The sequence below is a fragment of the Pseudomonas putida genome, from assembly GCF_001976065.1.
In the GTDB taxonomy this organism is placed as follows: domain Bacteria; phylum Pseudomonadota; class Gammaproteobacteria; order Pseudomonadales; family Pseudomonadaceae; genus Aquipseudomonas; species Aquipseudomonas serbica.
This window is the reverse complement of sequence record NZ_MNAH01000012.1, coordinates 17,101-36,160: the sequence shown is the minus strand read 5'-3', so window position 1 is coordinate 36,160 and position 19,060 is coordinate 17,101. Positions and strand designations below refer to the sequence as shown.

Below are 19,060 nucleotides of genomic sequence, written 5' to 3'. Positions count from 1 at the left end.
ACCGGTACAGGCCAGTGGACATCATGGCGGGCTCAGGGCACTCTTGAGTACGCCATGGATTTCGGTAGCCAGACATGTTTAAAAGCATTCTTCTTGTCCTCGCCAGCGCTTCCTTGTTGCTCATCAGTAGTGCACGCGCTGCAGGCAGCTCCACCACGGACCTGGTGCTGCTGACGGAAAACTTCCCGCCCTACAACATGGCCAAGAATGGCAAGAACTTCGCTCAAGATGAGAACATCAATGGCATTGCTGTGGACATCGTCCGCGAAATGTTCAAGCGTGCCGACGTCTCCTATAGCCTGACCCTGCGTTTTCCGTGGGAACGGGTCTACAAGCTGGCACTGGAAAATCCCGGTTACGGTGCATTCGTGATGGCGCGTCTGCCAGACCGTGAGCAGCTTTTCAAATGGGTCGGGCCAATTGGTCCGGACGACTGGATCATGCTGGCCAAGGCCGACAGCAAAATCACCCTCGAAACCCTGGAAGACGCGCGAAAGTACAGGATCGGCGCGTACAAGGGCGATGCGATTGCGCAAACACTCGCCAAGCAGGGCCTCAAGCCCATCGTGGTGCTGCGCGACCAGGATAATGCGAAGAAGCTGATCAATGGCCAGATTGACCTGTGGGCTACCGGTGACCCGGCCGGGCGCTATCTGGCGCGCCAGGACGGGGTCAACGGGTTAAAGACCGTGTTGCGTTTCAACAGCGCCGAACTGTACCTGGCGCTGAACAAGAACGTGCCAGAGACAACCGTCGCCAAATTACAGGCTGCGCTGGATCAGATGCGCAAGGACGGTGTGGTCGACGAGATCATGAGTCGGTATCTATAGCGGCGGGCAAGTTATCTGCTGCAATGTCTGGTGCGGGCGGATATTCCGCCAGGTACAGGCTGTTGCCATCGATGTAACTGACTTCGGCGGGCACTTGAGTGTTGTTTGCGCGAAGTAGTCTGTAGGTACTCTGCAACTCGTAAGCGGCAACAGTTTTGTTTTTCGCAACAATGGTGACCACCTCTGCTGCTGCTGGCCCATTCCAACTGTCGGAGGGTTCGGTGTGAGCAAAACGCGTGTTCAGCCGCGCCGAGAATAAGGATGGTTGTCGCGCTGGCCACTGGCCGTCGACCACGATCGAGGTGGCGCGGGAGAACCCTTCCAGACTCTCAGTGCTCTGTGGCCGGTTTGTTGACCACTTGAAGGTCTGGCTCACCGCGTATTGGTTGTTGGCGTATCCGATGAGTACATATTGGTCCGTTCTTTCCAGGCGGTAAAACGGTGATGTGTGTAATTGCTCCAGAGGTCTTAGTTGGGGATCTCTGACGGTAAACCAGGGCAGTTTGGCAATGTAGGTGATTTTGGCCGGTTCGGCAGTTAAGGGTTGTTCGTTCCCCAAGAGTACCGGAGCCACCGGTGGGGGACTTTCTTGCAGAGGGATCTGCATTCGCAATGAATAAGCAGTGATGTGTGTGGCGGGTTTGTTATAAGTGCCGACACCGACGAAAGTACCTGGCGCGAAGTAGATCTCGCCGGCCTGTGCGTTTGGAGGGTAGATGCCCCAGGCACTGAAGCTCTGTTTGGCGCCGCTGCCCTTATCGTTCCAGATCAAGTCACTGATGAATGATGGGACGACAAGATCTGCCCGGACGCAACGAACGCTGTTAAGCGAAGGTCTGTCTCGTCCATTCGAGCTAACCTGACCCAATGCAACATATCCATCGGGAGGAATCGGTCGCCATATCGAACAGTCCGCCTTGGCGCCTGAACCTGTATCTCTCCAGACTTGTTCAAAGTCGATGGGAGGCTTGAGTGCCAGTCCCTTGCTGCTATCGCCACTCTGCTGATCACCCTCGCAGACCACCATCACCACTCTTTTCTCGTTGATGTCCTGGTGTCCGGTGGCGGCCACATCGCCGAGGGGAAAATAGCCCGGCAACAACTCAGGGTTGGGTGTAGGGCGCCAAAAGGCTGCGGGGTTGGACCTGGAGCCGCTGCTGTCCCAGATACGGCGGAACTCCGTTGTATAGTTGATCAGCAGGTTGTCGCATTTTATCGATTCCGTTCGCCTCACGGCCAATGGAGCGTTGTCTTCGGGGTTCATAGTCATTCCTGATAGTTGAAAAGGCGACTCTGTGGAGTCACGACCTGTTGCAGGTTTCACTATCCGAAATGTGGCGACGCTTCTGGCGGTAATTATGTATAGGTCGAGACAGGGTATTACCGATAAACGCCGTCTTTGCCATGAGCGACCATGGCGCGATTGCTGCGCACGCTGATCATTTGCTTGAGATCAATCCACTCGATACCCAGCGTCTTGAGCTTGGGCAATTCTCTCTCCAGCACCGCCAGTGTTTGCGGATAAGGATGTCCGATCATCACCGCCGAGCCCTGCTTGCGCGCAAGGCTGATGGCCGTCTGCAGCTGGGCGAAGATCGCCGCTTCAGTGCGCTCATCATCCAGAAACACATCCCGCGAAACGCTCGCCAAGCCAATCTTCTGCGCCTCGGCGGCGGCAACGGTTTGAGCGCTGGTGCGGCTGTCCAGGAAGAATTTGTGTCGGTACTGCAAGTGCGCCATCAACCACGTCATGGCCGCCGGCTGGGCGGTCATGCGACTGCCCATATGGTTATTGATTCCGCTGGTATACGGCACCTTTTTGAACGCTGCGTCGAGGCGCCTTTCCAGCTCATCGATGGGCAGGTCGGGGCGCCAGGCGAACGGTCCGGTAGCCGGGTCCATGGGCATGTGCAGGATGACGATCTTGCCGGCGCGATGGGCTTCGCGGGCGAATTCGGTGGCGTGGGGCGTGTCGGGCATGATCGCCGCCGTCACTGGCCCCGGCAGGGCCAGCACTTGGCGATCCCGGGGCAGGTTCTGCCCCAGGTCATCGATGATCAGACTGATGTAGGCCTTTTGAGGGGTGGGCGCTGCATGAGCAATACCCGCCAGACAACACAACAGCCCCAAGGCTAACCGCAAAAGCATCTCAGCGGCCGGACGTGATGCTCAGGCCTTTGAGCAGGCTCAGGGCCTGGGCCAGTTGGTAATCATCGTCCTGCGGCATTGGCTTGGACTTGCCACCGGAACTGCTCGGCTTGTCGGCGCCGCCGTTGCCGTTGCCCAGATGACCCTGCAGATCGGCTTCCTTGAAGTAGTCGCCGTCTTGCTCGTTGGTGATCTTGGCTTTGCGCACTTCGATGTCCGGGATGATGCCCTGGGCCTGGATCGAGCGGCCGTTGGGCGTGTAGTACAGCGCTGTGGTGATCTTCAGGGCGCGATCGTTGTTCAGTGGCAGCACGGTTTGCACCGAGCCTTTGCCGAAACTCGGCGTCCCCATGATCACCGCGCGTTTCTGATCCTGCAGGGCGCCCGCTACGATTTCCGAGGCCGAGGCGCTGCCGCCGTTGATCAGCGCGACCAATGGTACGGCTTCGCTTTCGTCCTTGCCGGTGGCGGAGAAGCGCAGTTCGGAGTTGGCGATGCGGCCCTTGGTGTAGACGATCAGGCCCTTGGTGATGAAGTGGTCGACCACTTCCACCGCCGCTTGCAGCACGCCACCTGGGTTGTTGCGCAGGTCGAGGATGATGCCGTTGAGCTTCTTGCCGTTGTCTTTGCGCAGCTTGGCCAGGGCCTTGGACACCTCTTCGCCGGTCTTGACCTGGAATTGGGTGATGCGTATGTAGCCATAGCCCGACTCAAGCAACTGGCTCTTCACGCTCTTCACCTGAATGATGGCGCGGGCCAGGGTCACATCGAACGGCGTACCGCCGTCGCGTACCAGGGTCAGGGTGATTTTCTGGCCGATCTTGCCGCGCATCTTGTCCACGGCTTCGGTCATGCTCTGGCCGCGGGTGGGCTGGCCGTTGATCTTGACGATGAAGTCACCCGCCTGGATGCCAGCCTTGGAGGCAGGCGTGTCATCGATCGGCGACACCACTTTGATGAAGCCATCTTCGGCACCGACTTCGATGCCCAGGCCGCCGAATTCGCCGCTGGTGCTTTCCTGCAGTTCAGCGAAGTCTTCAGGTCCCAGGTAGGCAGAGTGCGGGTCAAGGTTGCTGAGCATGCCCTTGATCGCGTTTTCCAGCAGGGTCTTGTCGTCTACCGGTTCGACATACGCGGCCTTGATCCGATCCATGACCTCGGCAAAGGTGCGCAACTCCTCCAGCGGCAATGGCGCCTTGGTGGTCGCGGCAGTGCCCGCAGGCGCGATTGCCGGGGCCGGTTGAGCGGCAAACGCCAGAGGCGCGCCGATCACCAGGGCGATCGCCAGGGCCAGCGAGGTAAGGCGGGACAAATGCAGCATGTCGAACGAACTCCTAATGTAGGTGACTCAGCGCCTATCCTTGCGCGCGGCACCATTGCGCCGGATCACTCGGGTGACCCTGCTGACGAATCGCAAAATACAGCGCTGGCGAGTCCTGCCCGCCACTGTTACCGACAGTGGAGATGGACTCACCGGCCTTTACCACGTCACCCGCAGACTTGAGCAGCGTCTGGTTGTGACCATACAGACTCAAAAAACCGTTGCCGTGATCGAGAATCACCAGCAACCCGGCGCCGCGCAGCCAGTCGGCGAACACCACGCGACCGCCGTGCACAGCATGTACCGTACTGCCTGCAGAGGCGCTGATCATCACGCCGTCCCATTTGGTCCGGGCATCGTCGCCACGGCTTTCACCGAAGCGTGCCAACAGTCGACCATCGACCGGCCACGGAAGTTTGCCGCGGGTAGACGCAAATGGACCGCCAAAAGTTTCGCCTGAGCTTGAAACCAGTGCGCCGGGGGACGATTTAACGGGTTTGCGTGGGGCATCATCGCTGGCATCTGCCTGCGCCTGGGCCTCACGTAAACGCTTTTTTTCGGCTTCCTGCTGGGCAATCAGCGCTTTTTGTCGCGCCTCTTCTGCCTCACGAGCCTGGCGTGCCAGGGTTTCTTCAATGGTTTTAAGGACTTTAGACAGGTCTGCCTGATCCTGCTCACGGGCTGCCAGTTTCTGGTCGCGAGCCTTCACGTCGTCATTGAGCTTGGCCAGGACTTGCTGGCGCTCCTGGCGAACCTTCTCGAGTTCGCCACGCTGGCTTTCGAGGCTGCTTTGCTGGACCAGCAATTGCGCTTGCTGCAGGCCGATGTCTTTTTCGACATTGGCCAGCTGGCGCAGGGTCTCATTGAAATTCTTCAGCTGTTCCAGGCGGGCCTGGCTCAGGTAGTCGTAATAGGTGAGCGTGCGGGCGAATTTCTCGGGGTTCTGCTGGTTAAGCAGCAGTTTCAAGTACTCCTGGCGGCCGTTCTGATAAGCCGCGCGAGCCTGGATGGCGATCAGTCGCTGCTGTTCAGTGCGCGCGCTCTGGAGTTTTTTTTTCTCCGCATCGAGTCGCTGCAACTCGGTTTCGCTTTTCTTCAGCTCTTTCTGCAGGGCATCGACCTGCTTCTCGAGCTTGCCCATCTCGGTCTCGGTGCCCTTGAGGTCTTTCTGCACGCCGGACTTTTCTTCCTGCAACTTGCCCAGCAGTTTTTTCAGCTCGGCAATGTCCTGACGCGTAGCGTCCAACTGTTGCTGGGTTTGCGCGCGCTCATCGGCGAAGGCCGGTTGGAGCAGGCAAGTCAGGGCAAGGGCTATCAGGGTGCGAAGCATAGAGGCGGGCGACACCAGGGAAAGGGACGTCCTAGTATGCCCGCCATGGCCGGCAAAAAAAATGCCCATTTCTGACTGTGTGATGACTGGAGCAGAGTTGTATCCAAAAAGACCCCAAAACCAATGTGGGAGCGAGCCTGCTCGCGATGGCGTCCGATCATTCAACATAGATGTTGGTTGTCAGATTGCTATCGCGAGCGGGCTCGCTCCCACAGGGGTTATCTGGCGTTTCAGGGCTCGCGTCAGACCAGAATCGAAGTGCCGGTCATTTCCGCCGGTTGCTCCAGGTCCAGCAGTTTCAGCATGGTCGGTGCCACATCCGCCAGCACGCCGCCTTCGCGGACCTTGAGGTCGCGCTTGCCGACATAGATGAACGGCACCGGCTCGGTGGTGTGCGCGGTGTGCGCCTGGCCGGTGGTCTCGTCGGACATTTGCTCGACGTTGCCATGGTCGGCGGTGATCAGGGCTTCGCCACCGACCTTTTCCAGGGCGTCGACGATGCGGCCGACGCACTGGTCCAGGCATTCGACGGCCTTGACTGCCGCTGCAAACACGCCGCTGTGGCCGACCATGTCGCCGTTGGCGTAGTTGACCACGATCACGTCGTAGCGCTGGTTTTCGATGGCGTCGACGATGCGATCGGTGACTTCCGGTGCGCTCATTTCCGGCTGCAAGTCATAGGTGGCGACTTTTGGCGACGGGATCAGGATGCGCTCTTCACCCGGGAACGGTTCTTCGCGACCGCCGGAGAAGAAGAAGGTCACGTGGGCGTATTTTTCGGTTTCGGCGATGCGCAGCTGGGTCTTGCCGTTTTTCGCCAGGTAGTCACCCAGGACGTTTTCCAGGCTGCCGGCGGCGAAGGCCGAAGGTGCAGGAATGCTGGCGGCGTATTGGGTCAGCATGACGAAACCGGCCAGTTTTGGCTGGCGGGCACGTTGGAATTCACTGAAGTCGTCTTCGACGAACACGCGGGTCAATTCGCGGGCGCGGTCGGCGCGGAAGTTCATGAACACCACGGCATCGCCGTCTTCGACTTTCACCGGCTCGCCGATGGAGGTGGCCTTGACGAACTCATCGCTCTCACCACGCTCGTACGCGGCTTGCAGGCCTTCCTGGGCGGTGGCGGCGTTGAATTCGCCCTGGCCATCGACAATCAGGTTGTAAGCCTGGGACACGCGGTCCCAGCGGTTGTCGCGGTCCATGGCGAAATAACGCCCGATGAGGCTGGCGATCCGGCCTTTGCCCAAGGCCTGGAAGGTGGCATCCAACAGCTCGATCGATGATTGCGCGCTTTTCGGCGGGGTATCGCGGCCATCGAGGAAGGCGTGCAGGTAGATTTTTTCAGCGCCGCGCTTGGCAGCCAGCTCGGCCATGGCGACCAGGTGATCCTGGTGGCTGTGCACGCCGCCATCGGACAGCAGGCCCATGAAGTGCACGGCTTTGCCGGCGGCGACGGCTTTGTCCACGGCGGCGCAAATGGTCGGGTTCTCGAAGAACTCGCCGTCGCGGATCGATTTGGTCACGCGGGTGAAGTCCTGATAAACCACGCGACCGGCGCCCAGGTTCATGTGGCCGACTTCGGAGTTACCCATCTGGCCATCCGGCAGGCCGACGTCCATGCCGCTGCCCGAAATCAGGCCGTTGGGCACGGTGGCCCACAAACGGTCCAGTACGGGCTTCTTCGCCGCAAAGATGGCGTTGGATTCGGGGCTCTCACTGTGACCGAAGCCGTCGAGAATAATCAGGACCAAAGGTTTAGGCGTGGTAGTCATGGAGTCCGCTCGTGGCTGAGTTAAAAGAGGGCGATGGAAAAGGGAGTGGCAGTTTAAAGCGAAGTTCCGGCCACGTCACCGCCGGACGGGGTTTGGCCCACCATAGGGGCTGTGTATACTGGCCGACATTTTAACGCCCTGGAACCTCCTTCGATGGTTGCTCACCTGATTGAATTTGCCACTAACCACTACATCCTCGTCGGTATCTTCGTCGTACTGCTGGCGTTGCTGATTGCCTATCAGATGCAGGGCGGCGGCCGCAGCCTGAGCACTGGCGAACTGACCGGCCTGGTCAACAAGGACGCTGGCGTGGTGATCGACATTCGTCCCACCAAGGACTTCGCCGCCGGTCACATTGTAGGCGCGTTGAACATTCCTCACGACAAGTTGACCGCGCGCGTTGGCGAGCTGGAAAAACACAAGGCCAAGACCATCATCCTGGTCGACGCCATGGGCCAGACGGCCGGTACCCACGCCCGCGAGCTGGTGAAGGCAGGCTTCACCGCCGCCAAGCTGTCCGGCGGTGTTTCCAGCTGGAAAGCCGACAATCTGCCGCTGGTGAAGTGATATGAGCAACGTCGTCGTCTATTCCAGCGATTACTGCCCTTATTGCTCGCGAGCCAAGTACCTGCTCGAGAACAAAGGCGTGGCCTTCGAAGAGATCAAGGTCGATGGCAAGCCGCAGGTGCGCGCCGCAATGGCTCAGAAAGCCGGACGTACGTCCGTGCCACAGATCTGGATCGGCAGCACCCACGTTGGCGGTTGTGATGATTTGTTTGCCCTGGAGCGCGCCGGCAAGCTCGACGCGCTGCTCAAGGCCTGAATTCCATACCCTATAAAAGCCCAAGATCAGAAAGGATCTGAGATGACTGACCAACAGAACACTGCAGCCAGCGAAGAAGAAACCGCACCGCAATTCTCCTTGCAGCGCATCTACGTACGTGACTTGTCCTTTGAAGCCCCGAAAAGCCCGGCGATTTTCCGCCAGCAGTGGGAGCCGAGTGTCGGTCTGGATCTCAATACCCGTCAAAAGGCTCTGGAAGGCGACTTCCACGAAGTCGTGCTGACCCTGTCGGTCACCGTGAAGAACGGTGAAGAAGTGGCATTCATTGCTGAAGTGCAACAGGCCGGTATCTTCCTGATCAAGAACCTGGACGATGCATCGATGAGCCACACCCTGGGTGCATTCTGCCCGAACATCCTGTTCCCGTACGCTCGCGAAGCGCTGGACAGCCTGGTGACCCGCGGTTCGTTCCCGGCCCTGATGCTGGCTCCGGTGAACTTCGACGCCCTGTACGCGCAAGAGCTGCAACGCATGCAGGCGGCGGGCGAGACGCCAACCGTTCAATAAACGGTTTTGAAACACCCCTGTGGGAGCGAGCCTGCTCGCGAAGAGGGAGTGTCAGGTAACTTCAATGTTGTCTGACACACCGCTTTCGCGAGCAGGCTCGCTCCCACATTTGTTTCGGGGTGTTATTTGAAGTCGTTTTGGCGCCAGGCTTCGTAAACGGCCACCGCGACGGTGTTCGACAGGTTCAGGCTGCGGCAGCCTTCCCGCATCGGCAGGCGCAGGCGCTGTTCGGCGGGCAGGGCGTCGAGCACCTCGGCGGGCAGGCCACGGCTTTCCGGGCCGAACAGGAAGGCATCGCCCGGGACAAAACTGGCGTCGTGAAATGGTCGCGAACCCTTGGTGGTGAAGGCGAACACCCGTGGATGACCGAGGCTTTCCAGGCAGCTGGCCAGGTCCGCGTGGCGTTGCAGGGTGGCATACTCGTGGTAATCGAGGCCAGCCCGGCGCAGGCGCTTGTCGTCCATCTCGAAGCCCAGCGGTTCGATCAAATGCAGGTGGCAGCCACTGTTGGCGCACAGCCTGATAACGTTGCCGGTGTTCGGTGGAATTTCTGGTTGGAAAAGGATGACGTGAAACATGCACGGCTCCGAAGGTAAAGATGAGCGGCATTCTACGCCGCAAGCCGACCCTCGTTCGAAACTATTCCCACGTGTGATGGCTTCACTGGCGATTGTCGGAGTCATGGTGGGGCTGATGATCGGTCGCCTGACCACCCCCGAGCCCAGTCAATTGCAGCAGGTCGAGGTGACCGGCGACGGACTGGTGGTGTGGTTCAACAACGAACCCAAGACCCACGGCGAGATCGTCGAGGGTAGCGTAGCGTTGCTGTTCGAGGCTCAAGGCGCGGCACGGAAGGGCCAGCTAAAGCTCCACGACAAGGACGTGAACTGGCGCGTGCGTTTGAGTGATGGGGGGTTGTTGCTGACGCTGGTGGCAGCCCGGCCCCTGCAGGGGGAGTGGACCGGCAGCGAGGTCGATGACCGCTGGCGGCTGGAGATCCATCTCCGGGAGCAATAAAAGAGGGGAATCCCCGGCCTGCCTGTACCAAGGTCCCCAAAACGGGAGGGTTCACGCATCGCGCCTGAACCCGGTGTAAAGAGGGAATCCCCGGCCTGCCTGTACCAAGGACCCCAAAACTGGGGGGCTCGTCGCTATGCGGTGTGAGCCCGGTGTAAAGAGGGGAATCCCCGGCCTGCCTGTACCAAGGTCCCCGAAACTGGGTAGTGATCTGAATCACTGATGAGACTATTGCAGGGGGCGTGCCAGGTTTTAACAAGTTGAAACAGAAAGTCGTCTGCAGACGTTGAAAGCCCCGGAATCCGGGGCTTTCGTGTTTTTTCGATAGGGGTTCGATTGCGAACGTACGCGGAATTTGCGATCAGTCGCGGTGCGCGATTGCGGGTCACGGTGCATTGGTGCGGTGCACTCGGCCCTGAATATGGGAGCGGGCTTGCTCGCGAAAGCGGTGTCCCATTCAACATGGAGGTTGAATGTGATGGCCTCTTCGCGAGCAAGCCCGCTCCCACATTTTTCGGTGTGAATCATCTAAATCAGAAGAGTGATGTCCCGCTTAACCCTCATCCCCCTCATCATCATCCCCACCATCAACCTTCATTCCCAATTCCTTGATCTTGCGAGTCAGGGTATTACGCCCCCAGCCGAGCAAGACGGCGGCATCGCGGCGGCGGCCGGCGGTGTGCTTGAGAGCGGTTTCGATCATGATCCGCTCGAAGGTCGGCACCGCACTGTCCAGCAGGCTGGATTGACCGCGAGCCAGCGCCTGGTCGGCCCATTGGCGCAGCGCCTGTTCCCAGTTGGTCACCGGCGCCGAATCCTGCGGCAGGCTCAGCAGCTCCGGTGGCAGGTCACTGATATGCACTTCGCGACCCGAAGCCATCACGGTGATCCAGCGGCAGGTGTTCTCCAGCTGGCGCACGTTGCCCGGCCATGGCAGGTTTTTCAGGTATTCCTCGGTTTCGGTTTTCAGCAGCTTGGGCTCGACGGCCAGCTCCTGCGCGGCACGGCTGAGGAAGTGCTTGGCCAGGGTCGGGATATCTTCGCGACGGTCCGACAGGCGCGGTATGTGGATGCGAATGACGTTGAGGCGATGGAACAAGTCTTCACGGAATTTCCCGGCATGCACCAGGGTTTCCAGGTTCTGGTGCGTGGCGGCGATGATCCGCACATCGACTTTGACCGGGACGTGACCACCGACCCGGTAGAACTCGCCGTCGGCCAGGACTCGCAGCAAACGGGTCTGGGTGTCGGCCGGCATGTCGCCGATTTCATCAAGGAACAGCGTGCCGCGGTCTGCCTGCTCGAAACGCCCGCGACGCAGGTTGGCGGCACCGGTGAAGGCGCCTTTTTCGTGGCCGAACAGTTCGGATTCCATCAGGTCCTTGGGAATCGCTGCCATGTTCAGTGCGATGAACGGCGAAGCGGCCCGCGGGCTGTGGCGGTGCAGGGCGTGGGCCACCAGTTCTTTACCGGTGCCGGATTCGCCGTTGATCAGCACGGTGATGTTGGAGTGGCTCAAGCGCCCGATGGCGCGAAACACTTCCTGCATCGCCGGCGCTTCGCCGATGATTTCCGGGGTGCGGGTCAGTGCGACCGGGACTTCCAGGCCTTGCTGTTCCTGTGCGTGCTGGTTGGCGCGCTTGACCAGGGACACCGCCTCGTCGACATCGAACGGCTTGGGCAGGTATTCGAAGGCGCCGCCCTGATAGGACGCGACAGCGCTGTCCAGATCGGAGTGCGCGGTCATGATGATCACTGGCAGCCGTGGATGTTGCTCGCGAATCCGCGCCAGGAGGTCCAGGCCGCTGGCACCGGGCATGCGGATGTCGGAGATGATCACGTCCGGCTGCTGGCGCGCCAGGCGGCTCATCACGCCATCGGCGCTGTCGAAGCTTTGCGTGGTCATGCCTTCCTGCTGCAAGGCTTTTTCCAGGACCCAACGGATAGAACGGTCGTCATCGACGATCCACACGGTTTCACTACGGCTCATGTCGATGTGGCTCCTTGTTCCAGTGGCAGAAAGATCGAGAACGTGGTGTGGCCGGGGTGGCTGTCACATTCGATCAAGCCCTGGTGCTGGCTGATGATGTTCTGGGTAATGGCCAGGCCCAGCCCGGTACCATCCGGACGTCCGCTGACCATGGGGAAGAAGATGGTTTCCTGAAGATCCGCAGGAATGCCCGGGCCGTTGTCGATGATTTCGATCTTGGTCACCAGGCGATGGCGCACGTGGCCAATGGTGAACTGGCGCATGGCGCGGGTGCGCAGACTGATGCGGCCCAGGCGCAGCTCGTTCTGGCTGCTGATGGCCTGCATCGCGTTGCGCACGATATTCAACACGGCCTGGATCATTTGTTCGCGATCGATCAGGACGTCCGGAATGCTCGGGTCGTAGTCACGCACCAATGTGATGCAGCCCTGGCTTTCGGCCTCGACCAAGTGGCAGACACGCTCCAGCACTTCGTGGATGTTGCACATGGCCAGCGAGGGCAGCTTGTTCGAGCCGAGCATGCGGTCGACCAGGTTACGCAGGCGGTCGGCCTCTTCAATGATGACGTTGGTGTAGTCGCGCAGGCTTTCTTCCGGCAGCTCACGGGCCAGCAACTGCGCTGCGCCGCGGATACCGCCCAAGGGATTCTTGATTTCATGGGCCAGGCCGCGCACCAGCATCTTGCTGGTTTCCTGCTTCGACAACTGGGCCTCTTCCTTGGTGATGCGCAGCAGTCGGTCCCGGGGGTGCACTTCGAGCAGGAGCAGGGTGTCGCCATTGCTCAGGATCGGCGTTACCGCGTAATCAACCGTCAGGGTCTGGCCGGTGAGGGCGGTGAGCATGGCTTCGCGCTTGGTGAACGGATGTGCCTGCTGCACCGCCTGGCGCAATGAGTTGAGCGCCTCGGTGGATTCGGTGAACAACTCGCTGATGAATTGCCCATGGCTGCGCTGGCCGCTGATGGCCAGGAGCATTTCCGCCGCGGGGTTCATGTACTCAAGGCGCAAGTCGGCATTGAGCAGGATGGTGGCGGTGGTCAGGTTGTCGAGAAGCAAACGATGCAGTGCGTCACTGATGGTCATTCAGGACCTCTTTTGGAGCAGGGCGCGCGCATGGATAAAGCGCTGATGCGAGGAAAATGCAAAAAACAAACCAAGGCTCCGAAAAGAAGCGCTTAACCCCTGAAACAGGCGTTTGACGCTCGATTGCGTGGCGTTCTGCCAGCTTTTGCGGGTAGTTTCGAACCAAAATGGGCTGCAATGTGCGCATGGTGCAACCAATCGCACCAATATAGTGCGCAAAGCTGAACGGGGTAAGTAGTCCCTCAGCGCTTGTGCACCCGCTGCAACGTGAAGGTGACGGTAGGACTTTGTTGCACGACGGTGTCGCCGTTGACGACCTGCACGGCGAGGTGGTGCATGCCGCGGTCGATATTCACCAATTGCAGGATCGGCACGTTGCCGGGTTGGCCATAAGGCTGGCCGTCCAGCAGCAGTCGCAGCAGATGCGGGCCTTGCAGGCGCGGTTCGATCAGCACGCTGACGGTGAAGGTGCCGTTGTTGGCGCGCAGGGCTTCGCTGGTGGGCAGGCCGGTGAGTTCCAGTACGTTGTAGGCGACAGGGGGCTGGCCTTGTTCAGGGGTGGGTGTGGGAGGTGCTTGCGTGGGCGGGGGTTGGGTGCGGTTGAGCGGTGGCAGTTCGACGGGCTGCGCGGTGACGCCATCAGGGGGTTGATTGCTATACGCCGTGTTGCCTTGGGCATCGGTGTACTTGTAGATCTGCGCTGTGGCGGGCAGGGCGATCAGCAGCAGGATGAAGAGAAGACCACGACCCATGAAATCGACCGGAAACGAAAGCGATGGGGTGCAGCATAGGGCAGGAAAGGTGGCTGGCCCAGTCCGTTAACATTCGGGCATGAAAAAGGCCTCCCGAAGGAGGCCTCTCTTGTCACGCCGCTTGCGCAGGCGCTACCGGATCAGCAGCTGTAGTACAGCTCGTATTCCAGTGGGTGTACGAAGGTACGTACCTTGATTTCTTCTTCGCTTTTCAGGGCGATGTAAGCGTCGATGAAGTCGTCGCTGAAAACGCCGCCTTTGGTCAGGAACGCACGACCTTTGTCCAGCTCTTCCAGGGCTTCTTTCAGGCTGCCGCAAACTTGTGGGATCTCTTTCGCCTCTTCAGGCGGCAGGTCGTACAGGTTTTTGTCAGCTGCGTCGCCAGGGTGGATCTTGTTCTGGATGCCGTCCAGGCCAGCCATCAGCAGTGCGGCGAAGCACAGGTACGGGTTGGCAGCCGGATCCGGGAAACGTGCTTCGATACGGCGAGCTTTCGGGCTCGACACGTAAGGAATACGGATCGAAGCCGAACGGTTGCGAGCCGAGTAGGCCAGCATTACCGGTGCTTCAAAGCCTGGAACCAGACGCTTGTAGGAGTTGGTAGCCGGGTTGGTGAAGCCGTTCAGGGCCTTACCGTGCTTGATGATGCCGCCGATGAAGTACAGGGCGGTATCGGACAGGCCGGCATAACCTTCGCCAGCGAAGGTGTTCTTGCCTTCTTTCCAGATGGACATGTGCACGTGCATACCCGAACCGTTGTCGCCGTACAGCGGCTTAGGCATGAAGGTAGCGGTGCGGCCGTAGGCGTCGGCAACGTTGTGTACAACGTATTTCAGGGTTTGGGTTTCGTCGGCTTTCTTCACCAGGGTGTTGAACTTGACGCCGATTTCGTTCTGGCCGGCAGTTGCCACTTCGTGGTGGTGAACTTCGACGGTCAGGCCCATTTCTTCCAGTGCGTTGCACATGGAGGTACGGATTTCGTGGTCGTGGTCGAACGGTGGAACAGGGAAGTAGCCGCCTTTGACGCCTGGACGGTGGCCCTTGTTGCCGCCTTCGATGTCCTGGTCGGACATCCAGGAACCTTGTTCGGAGTAGATCTTGAACATGGAGCCGGAAATGTCGGACTTGAACTTCACCTGGTCGAAGATGAAGAATTCTGGCTCTGGACCGGCGAATACGGTGTCACCGATACCGGTGGCTTTGAGGTGCTCTTCAGCGCGCTTGGCGATCGCACGTGGGTCGCGGTCGTAGCCTTGCATGCTCGAAGGCTCGATGATGTCGCAGACCAGGATCAGGGTCGGCTCTTCGGTGAACGGGTCCAGAACAGCGGTGGAGTCGTCCGGCATCAGGATCATGTCGGAGGCTTCGATACCTTTCCAGCCAGCGATGGACGAACCGTCGAACATCTTGCCGACTTCGAAGAAGTCGTCATCCAGCGCATCGCGAGCCGGCATGGTCACGTGGTGCTGAGTGCCTTTGGTGTCCGTGAAGCGCAGATCAATCCACTTGACGTCATGATCTTTAATGAGTTGAACCGACTTCGACATAGTGTCCTCCGGGTGGCTTAGGGCTGGTAGTGGATGCCCTTAATAGTTGGTGATGCCGGCGCGAATACTCTGCCAAGGCAACCTGCCTCACAAGGGAGCAAATTGCATGCCAGTGCCCCACCATGGGTTTTTTGCCCCAATTTCACGCTTATAGAGGTGCAAAGCGTATAAAAGCGGAAAATAGCGCCCCTTAATGTAGCGTCCAAAACGGAAAATGACCTGTTTTAGTGCACGCAAAACCTTCTGCACATAAACTGGTTAAACCTTGAGCAATTTCCGCTATAATCCGCGCCCCCCTTTTTCGGCAGGCCCTGCGCGCGCTGTTTCCATGAAATTAATCGTAAAAGTCTTTCCCGAGATCACCATCAAGAGCCGCCCGGTCCGGATGCGTTTCATCCGCCAATTGGCCAAGAACATCCGTGCCGTGCTCCGTGACCTGGACCCGGCTGTGGTGGTGAACGGTGTGTGGGACAACCTCGAGCTGGAAACCCGCGTCAGCGAGCCCAAGGCCCTGAAGGAGATGGGCGAGCGCCTGAGCTGCATGCCGGGCATCGCGCATTTCCTGCAGATCGACGAGTACCCGTTGGGCGACTTCGATGACATCGTCGAGAAGTGCAAGCAGCACTACGGCGATGCACTGGCCGGGAAGATTTTTTCGGTACGTTGCAAGCGTGCCGGCAAGCACCCGTTCAGCTCGATCGATATCGAGAAATATGTCGGCAGCCAGTTGCGCCGTCAGTGCGGTGCCGCCGGAATTGACCTGAAAAAGCCCGAAATCGAAGTCCGCATCGAAGTTCGCGACCAACGGTTGTTCGTAATCCACAGCCAGCACAATGGTATCGGCGGTTATCCGCTGGGTGCGCTGGAGCAGACGCTGGTTCTGATGTCCGGTGGCTTCGATTCCACCGTCGCGGCCTATCAGATCATGCGCCGCGGCCTGATGGCGCATTTTTGCTTCTTCAACCTGGGCGGACGTGCCCACGAATTGGGCGTCATGGAAGTCGCGCATTTCATCTGGAAGAAGTACGGCAGCTCGCAACGCGTGTTATTTGTCAGTGTGCCGTTCGAGGAAGTGCTGGGAGAAATTCTCGGCAAAGTCGATAACAGTCATATGGGCGTAGTATTGAAGCGTATGATGTTGCGCGCTTCGTCGCAAATTGCCGATCGACTGCACATCGACGCGCTGGTCACCGGTGAGGCGATCTCCCAGGTGTCGAGCCAGACGCTGCCGAACCTGTCCGTGATCGACTGCGTGACCGACAAGCTGGTCTTGCGTCCGCTGATCGCCAGTCACAAGCAGGACATCATCGACCTGGCCAACGAAATCGGCACCGCCGACTTCGCCAGGCACATGCCGGAGTACTGCGGGGTCATCTCGGTGAACCCAAAGACAGCTGCCAAGCGCCATCGCGTGGAGCACGAAGAGAAAGAATTCGACATGGCAGTCCTAGAGCGTGCGCTCGAGAACGCCAAACTGGTACCGATCGATCGTGTAATCGACGAATTGGGCCAGGATCTGCAAATTGAAGAAGTCAGCGAAGCGCTGGCCGGTCAGATCGTCATCGATATCCGTCACCCGGATGCCGCTGAAGACGACCCGCTGGACCTCGCTGGCATCGAGGTACAAACGATGCCGTTTTATGCACTGAACGCTCGTTTCAAGGAACTGGACCCTACTCGCCAGTACCTGCTTTATTGCGACAAAGGCGTGATGAGTCGCCTGCATGCCCACCATTTGCTCAGTGAGGGGCATGCCAATGTGCGCGTTTATCGACCGAGCTAAGTGCCCGGGGCTGTTTGCCTGTGGCTTGCGTCACCGGCCCCCCGACGCCGCCGTCAAGCTGTAACGGCAAGGCCTGACTCTACTGTAAATCGCTGCCAAGACTTGTCAGCGCACCGAATCCTCTGATCGAGATACACAAGTGATCGAAAATCTACGCAACATCGCCATCATTGCTCACGTTGACCATGGTAAAACCACCCTGGTAGACAAACTCCTGCGTCAATCCGGCACCCTGGAGCGCAACGAGCTCAACGACGAGCGCGTGATGGACTCCAACGACCAGGAAAAAGAGCGCGGTATTACCATCCTGGCGAAAAACACCGCCATCAACTGGAACGGCTACCACATCAACATCGTGGATACCCCGGGCCACGCCGACTTCGGCGGCGAAGTTGAACGCGTAATGTCGATGGTCGACTCCGTTCTGCTGCTGGTTGACGCCCAGGACGGCCCTATGCCGCAAACCCGTTTCGTGACCAAGAAGGCTTTCGAAGCCGGCCTGCGTCCGATCGTGTGCATCAACAAGGTTGACCGTCCAGGCGCGCGTCCGGACTGGGTTCTGGACCAGATCTTCGATCTGTTCGACAACCTGGGTGCCACCGAAGAACAGCTGGACTTCAAAGTCGTCTACGCCTCGGCCCTGAACGGTATTGCCGGTCTGGACCACAACGAAATGGCTGAAGACATGACCCCGCTGTACCAGTCGATCGTCGACAACGTACCGGCGCCGGCTGTTGACCGTGACGGTCCGTTCCAGATGCAGATCTCCGCACTGGACTACAACAGCTTCCTGGGTGTTATCGGTGTTGGCCGTATCGCTCGTGGTCGCATCAAGCCGAACTCCCCGGTTGTCGCTATCGGCGCCGACGGCAAGAAGCGTAACGGTCGTATCCTGAAGCTGATGGGTCACCACGGTCTGCACCGTGTAGACGTTGAAGAAGCTGCTGCAGGCGATATCGTGTGCATCAGCGGTATGGACTCGCTGTTCATCTCCGACACCCTGTGCCACCCGGACACCGTTGAAGCGATGAAGCCGTTGACCGTTGACGAGCCAACCGTTTCCATGACCTTCCAGGTAAACGACTCGCCATTCTGCGGTAAAGAAGGCAAGTTCGTGACTTCCCGTAACATCAAGGAACGTCTGGACAAAGAGCTGCTGTACAACGTTGCACTGCGCGTTGAAGAAGGCGACTCGGCTGACAAGTTCAAGGTTTCCGGCCGTGGTGAACTGCACCTTTCGGTACTGATCGAAACCATGCGTCGCGAAGGCTTCGAAATGGCTGTAGGCCGTCCGGAAGTGATCATCCGTCTGGTTGACGGCGTGAAGCACGAACCGTTCGAAAACGTCACCATCGACCTGCCGGAAGAATCCCAGGGCAAGGTGATGGAAGAGATGGGCCTGCGTAAGGGCGACCTGACCAACATGGTGCCGGATGGCAAGGGCCGTGTACGTCTGGAATACAACATCCCTGCTCGCGGTCTGATCGGTTTCCGTAACCAGTTCCTGACCCTGACCAACGGTGCTGGCATCCTGACCTCGATCTTCGACCGTTACGACGTGATGAAGTCCGGCGACATGTCCGGTCGTCAGAACGGCGTTCTGGTTTCGGTTGAAACCGGCAAGGCTCTGACCTACTCCCTGGAAACCCTGCAGGCGCGTGGCAAGCTGTTCGTTGAACACGGTCAGGAAATCTACAACGGTCAGATCGTTGGTCTGAACAGCCGTGACAACGACCTGGGCGTTAACCCTACCAAGGGCAAGAAGCTCGACAACATGCGTGCTTCGGGTAAAGACGAAACCATCGCTCTGGTTCCACCTGTTCGTTTCACCCTGGAACAGGCTCTGGAATTCATCCAGGACGACGAGCTGTGTGAAGTGACGCCTAAGTCCATCCGTCTTCGCAAGAAGATCCTGGACGAAAGCGAGCGTACCCGCGCTGCCAAGAAAGCCAAGGCATAAGATTTAGCCGAAGCTGAACAAAAACGCCCCCGGTCGAGAGACCGGGGGCGTTTTTATTTGTCTGCGATTTATTTGCTGTTTGTGCCGGCCTCTTCGCTGGCAAGCCAGCTCCTACAGGGTTTTGAGTTGTCGCCACTGTAGGCGCTGGCTTGCCAGCGAAGGCGGCCGGACAGCCGC

The 19,060-nt window shown here is 59.1% G+C and carries 17 protein-coding genes; 7 read left to right on the top strand and 10 right to left on the bottom strand.

Going from position 1 to position 19,060, the window contains the following annotated elements:
* The first annotated feature begins 74 nt into the window (after window positions 1-74).
* Entirely contained in the window at window positions 75-830 is a 756-nt protein-coding gene (locus BKX96_RS29025) for a substrate-binding periplasmic protein (protein ID WP_077186143.1), read from the top strand.
* On the opposite strand, the gene BKX96_RS29020 is transcribed toward BKX96_RS29025, so the two are convergent.
* The 5 genes from BKX96_RS29020 to gpmI all read right to left on the bottom strand — a co-directional run bounded on the left by BKX96_RS29020 (window position 811) and on the right by gpmI (window position 7,401).
* A complete protein-coding gene (locus tag BKX96_RS29020) occupies window positions 811-2,094 on the bottom strand; it encodes a Vps62-related protein (RefSeq protein WP_082240515.1) in 1,284 nt (427 codons plus the stop codon). The genes BKX96_RS29025 and BKX96_RS29020 overlap by 20 nt on opposite strands.
* 116 nt (window positions 2,095-2,210) lie before the next feature.
* Window positions 2,211-2,978 carry a divergent polysaccharide deacetylase family protein gene (locus BKX96_RS29015; protein ID WP_046815281.1) on the bottom strand — a complete coding sequence of 256 codons (768 nt, stop codon included), beginning with the start codon at window positions 2,976-2,978 and terminating at the stop codon, window positions 2,211-2,213.
* Between the two features lies 1 nt (window position 2,979).
* The gene (locus BKX96_RS29010; protein WP_046815280.1) at window positions 2,980-4,299 is read right to left on the bottom strand and encodes a S41 family peptidase; all 1,320 of its coding nucleotides are present in this window, start codon (window positions 4,297-4,299) and stop codon (window positions 2,980-2,982) included.
* 34 nt (window positions 4,300-4,333) lie between these two features.
* On the bottom strand, window positions 4,334-5,629 hold the full coding sequence (locus tag BKX96_RS29005) for a murein hydrolase activator EnvC family protein (protein WP_046815279.1): 1,296 nt from the start codon (window positions 5,627-5,629) through the stop codon (window positions 4,334-4,336).
* A gap of 242 nt (window positions 5,630-5,871) precedes the next feature.
* Window positions 5,872-7,401 (bottom strand): 2,3-bisphosphoglycerate-independent phosphoglycerate mutase, encoded by a 1,530-nt coding sequence (gene gpmI, locus BKX96_RS29000; protein WP_077186142.1) that lies wholly within the window; start codon window positions 7,399-7,401, stop codon window positions 5,872-5,874.
* A gap of 153 nt (window positions 7,402-7,554) precedes the next feature.
* Between gpmI and BKX96_RS28995 the strand changes: the two genes are divergently transcribed.
* From BKX96_RS28995 to secB, 3 genes are read left to right on the top strand one after another with little or no spacing between them, the layout of a single operon-like run.
* On the top strand, window positions 7,555-7,968 hold the full coding sequence (locus BKX96_RS28995; RefSeq protein WP_046815277.1) for a rhodanese-like domain-containing protein: 414 nt from the start codon (window positions 7,555-7,557) through the stop codon (window positions 7,966-7,968).
* A 1-nt stretch (window position 7,969) separates the two neighbouring features.
* Window positions 7,970-8,224 carry a glutaredoxin 3 gene (grxC, locus tag BKX96_RS28990; RefSeq protein ID WP_008058538.1) on the top strand — a complete coding sequence of 85 codons (255 nt, stop codon included), beginning with the start codon at window positions 7,970-7,972 and terminating at the stop codon, window positions 8,222-8,224.
* Between the two features lie 42 nt (window positions 8,225-8,266).
* On the top strand, window positions 8,267-8,752 hold the full coding sequence (gene secB / locus BKX96_RS28985) for a protein-export chaperone SecB (protein WP_008058540.1): 486 nt from the start codon (window positions 8,267-8,269) through the stop codon (window positions 8,750-8,752).
* A 122-nt stretch (window positions 8,753-8,874) separates the two neighbouring features.
* Here the strand turns inward: secB and BKX96_RS28980 are convergent, their stop codons facing one another.
* The gene (locus tag BKX96_RS28980) at window positions 8,875-9,330 is read right to left on the bottom strand and encodes a tRNA (cytidine(34)-2'-O)-methyltransferase (protein ID WP_046815276.1); all 456 of its coding nucleotides are present in this window, start codon (window positions 9,328-9,330) and stop codon (window positions 8,875-8,877) included.
* Between BKX96_RS28980 and BKX96_RS28975 the strand changes: the two genes are divergently transcribed.
* Window positions 9,329-9,769: a hypothetical protein gene (locus tag BKX96_RS28975; protein ID WP_077186141.1), complete on the top strand. Its 441-nt coding sequence runs from the start codon at window positions 9,329-9,331 to the stop codon at window positions 9,767-9,769. The genes BKX96_RS28980 and BKX96_RS28975 overlap by 2 nt on opposite strands.
* Before the next feature lie 553 nt (window positions 9,770-10,322).
* Here the strand turns inward: BKX96_RS28975 and ntrC are convergent.
* From ntrC to glnA, 4 genes are all read right to left on the bottom strand, one after another.
* Window positions 10,323-11,759, bottom strand: coding sequence for a nitrogen regulation protein NR(I) (gene ntrC, locus BKX96_RS28970; RefSeq protein WP_077186140.1), 1,437 nt, complete (start codon window positions 11,757-11,759; stop codon window positions 10,323-10,325).
* Entirely contained in the window at window positions 11,756-12,841 is a 1,086-nt protein-coding gene (gene glnL / locus BKX96_RS28965) for a nitrogen regulation protein NR(II) (protein WP_046815273.1), read from the bottom strand. The genes ntrC and glnL overlap by 4 nt, the downstream gene beginning before the upstream one ends.
* A gap of 242 nt (window positions 12,842-13,083) precedes the next feature.
* On the bottom strand, window positions 13,084-13,593 hold the full coding sequence (locus tag BKX96_RS28960; RefSeq protein ID WP_077186139.1) for a DUF4124 domain-containing protein: 510 nt from the start codon (window positions 13,591-13,593) through the stop codon (window positions 13,084-13,086).
* Window positions 13,594-13,733: 140 nt separating this feature from the next.
* Entirely contained in the window at window positions 13,734-15,140 is a 1,407-nt protein-coding gene (glnA, locus tag BKX96_RS28955) for a glutamate--ammonia ligase (protein ID WP_046815271.1), read from the bottom strand.
* 328 nt (window positions 15,141-15,468) lie between these two features.
* On the opposite strand from glnA, the gene thiI reads away from it, so the two are divergent.
* Window positions 15,469-16,923: a tRNA uracil 4-sulfurtransferase ThiI gene (gene thiI / locus BKX96_RS28945; protein ID WP_020797429.1), complete on the top strand. Its 1,455-nt coding sequence runs from the start codon at window positions 15,469-15,471 to the stop codon at window positions 16,921-16,923.
* A gap of 139 nt (window positions 16,924-17,062) precedes the next feature.
* Window positions 17,063-18,883: a translational GTPase TypA gene (gene typA / locus BKX96_RS28940; RefSeq protein ID WP_046815270.1), complete on the top strand. Its 1,821-nt coding sequence runs from the start codon at window positions 17,063-17,065 to the stop codon at window positions 18,881-18,883.
* The last annotated feature ends 177 nt before the right edge of the window (window positions 18,884-19,060 follow it).

Excerpts from the sequence above, each read along its gene's own strand:
- glnA (WP_046815271.1), bottom strand. The coding sequence starts at position 15,140 with ATGTCGAAGTCGGTTCAACTCATTAAAGATCATGACGTCAAGTGGATT.
- ntrC (WP_077186140.1), bottom strand. The coding sequence starts at position 11,759 with ATGAGCCGTAGTGAAACCGTGTGGATCGTCGATGACGACCGTTCTATC.
- gpmI (WP_077186142.1), bottom strand. The coding sequence starts at position 7,401 with ATGACTACCACGCCTAAACCTTTGGTCCTGATTATTCTCGACGGCTTC.
- BKX96_RS29025 (WP_077186143.1), top strand. The coding sequence starts at position 75 with ATGTTTAAAAGCATTCTTCTTGTCCTCGCCAGCGCTTCCTTGTTGCTC.
- thiI (WP_020797429.1), top strand. The coding sequence starts at position 15,469 with ATGAAATTAATCGTAAAAGTCTTTCCCGAGATCACCATCAAGAGCCGC.
- BKX96_RS29005 (WP_046815279.1), bottom strand. The coding sequence starts at position 5,629 with ATGCTTCGCACCCTGATAGCCCTTGCCCTGACTTGCCTGCTCCAACCG.
- BKX96_RS28995 (WP_046815277.1), top strand. The coding sequence starts at position 7,555 with ATGGTTGCTCACCTGATTGAATTTGCCACTAACCACTACATCCTCGTC.
- BKX96_RS28975 (WP_077186141.1), top strand. The coding sequence starts at position 9,329 with ATGCACGGCTCCGAAGGTAAAGATGAGCGGCATTCTACGCCGCAAGCC.
- BKX96_RS29020 (WP_082240515.1), bottom strand. The coding sequence starts at position 2,094 with ATGAACCCCGAAGACAACGCTCCATTGGCCGTGAGGCGAACGGAATCG.
- grxC (WP_008058538.1), top strand. The coding sequence starts at position 7,970 with ATGAGCAACGTCGTCGTCTATTCCAGCGATTACTGCCCTTATTGCTCG.
- BKX96_RS28980 (WP_046815276.1), bottom strand. The coding sequence starts at position 9,330 with ATGTTTCACGTCATCCTTTTCCAACCAGAAATTCCACCGAACACCGGC.
- glnL (WP_046815273.1), bottom strand. The coding sequence starts at position 12,841 with ATGACCATCAGTGACGCACTGCATCGTTTGCTTCTCGACAACCTGACC.
- BKX96_RS29015 (WP_046815281.1), bottom strand. The coding sequence starts at position 2,978 with ATGCTTTTGCGGTTAGCCTTGGGGCTGTTGTGTTGTCTGGCGGGTATT.
- BKX96_RS28960 (WP_077186139.1), bottom strand. The coding sequence starts at position 13,593 with ATGGGTCGTGGTCTTCTCTTCATCCTGCTGCTGATCGCCCTGCCCGCC.
- BKX96_RS29010 (WP_046815280.1), bottom strand. The coding sequence starts at position 4,299 with ATGCTGCATTTGTCCCGCCTTACCTCGCTGGCCCTGGCGATCGCCCTG.
- secB (WP_008058540.1), top strand. The coding sequence starts at position 8,267 with ATGACTGACCAACAGAACACTGCAGCCAGCGAAGAAGAAACCGCACCG.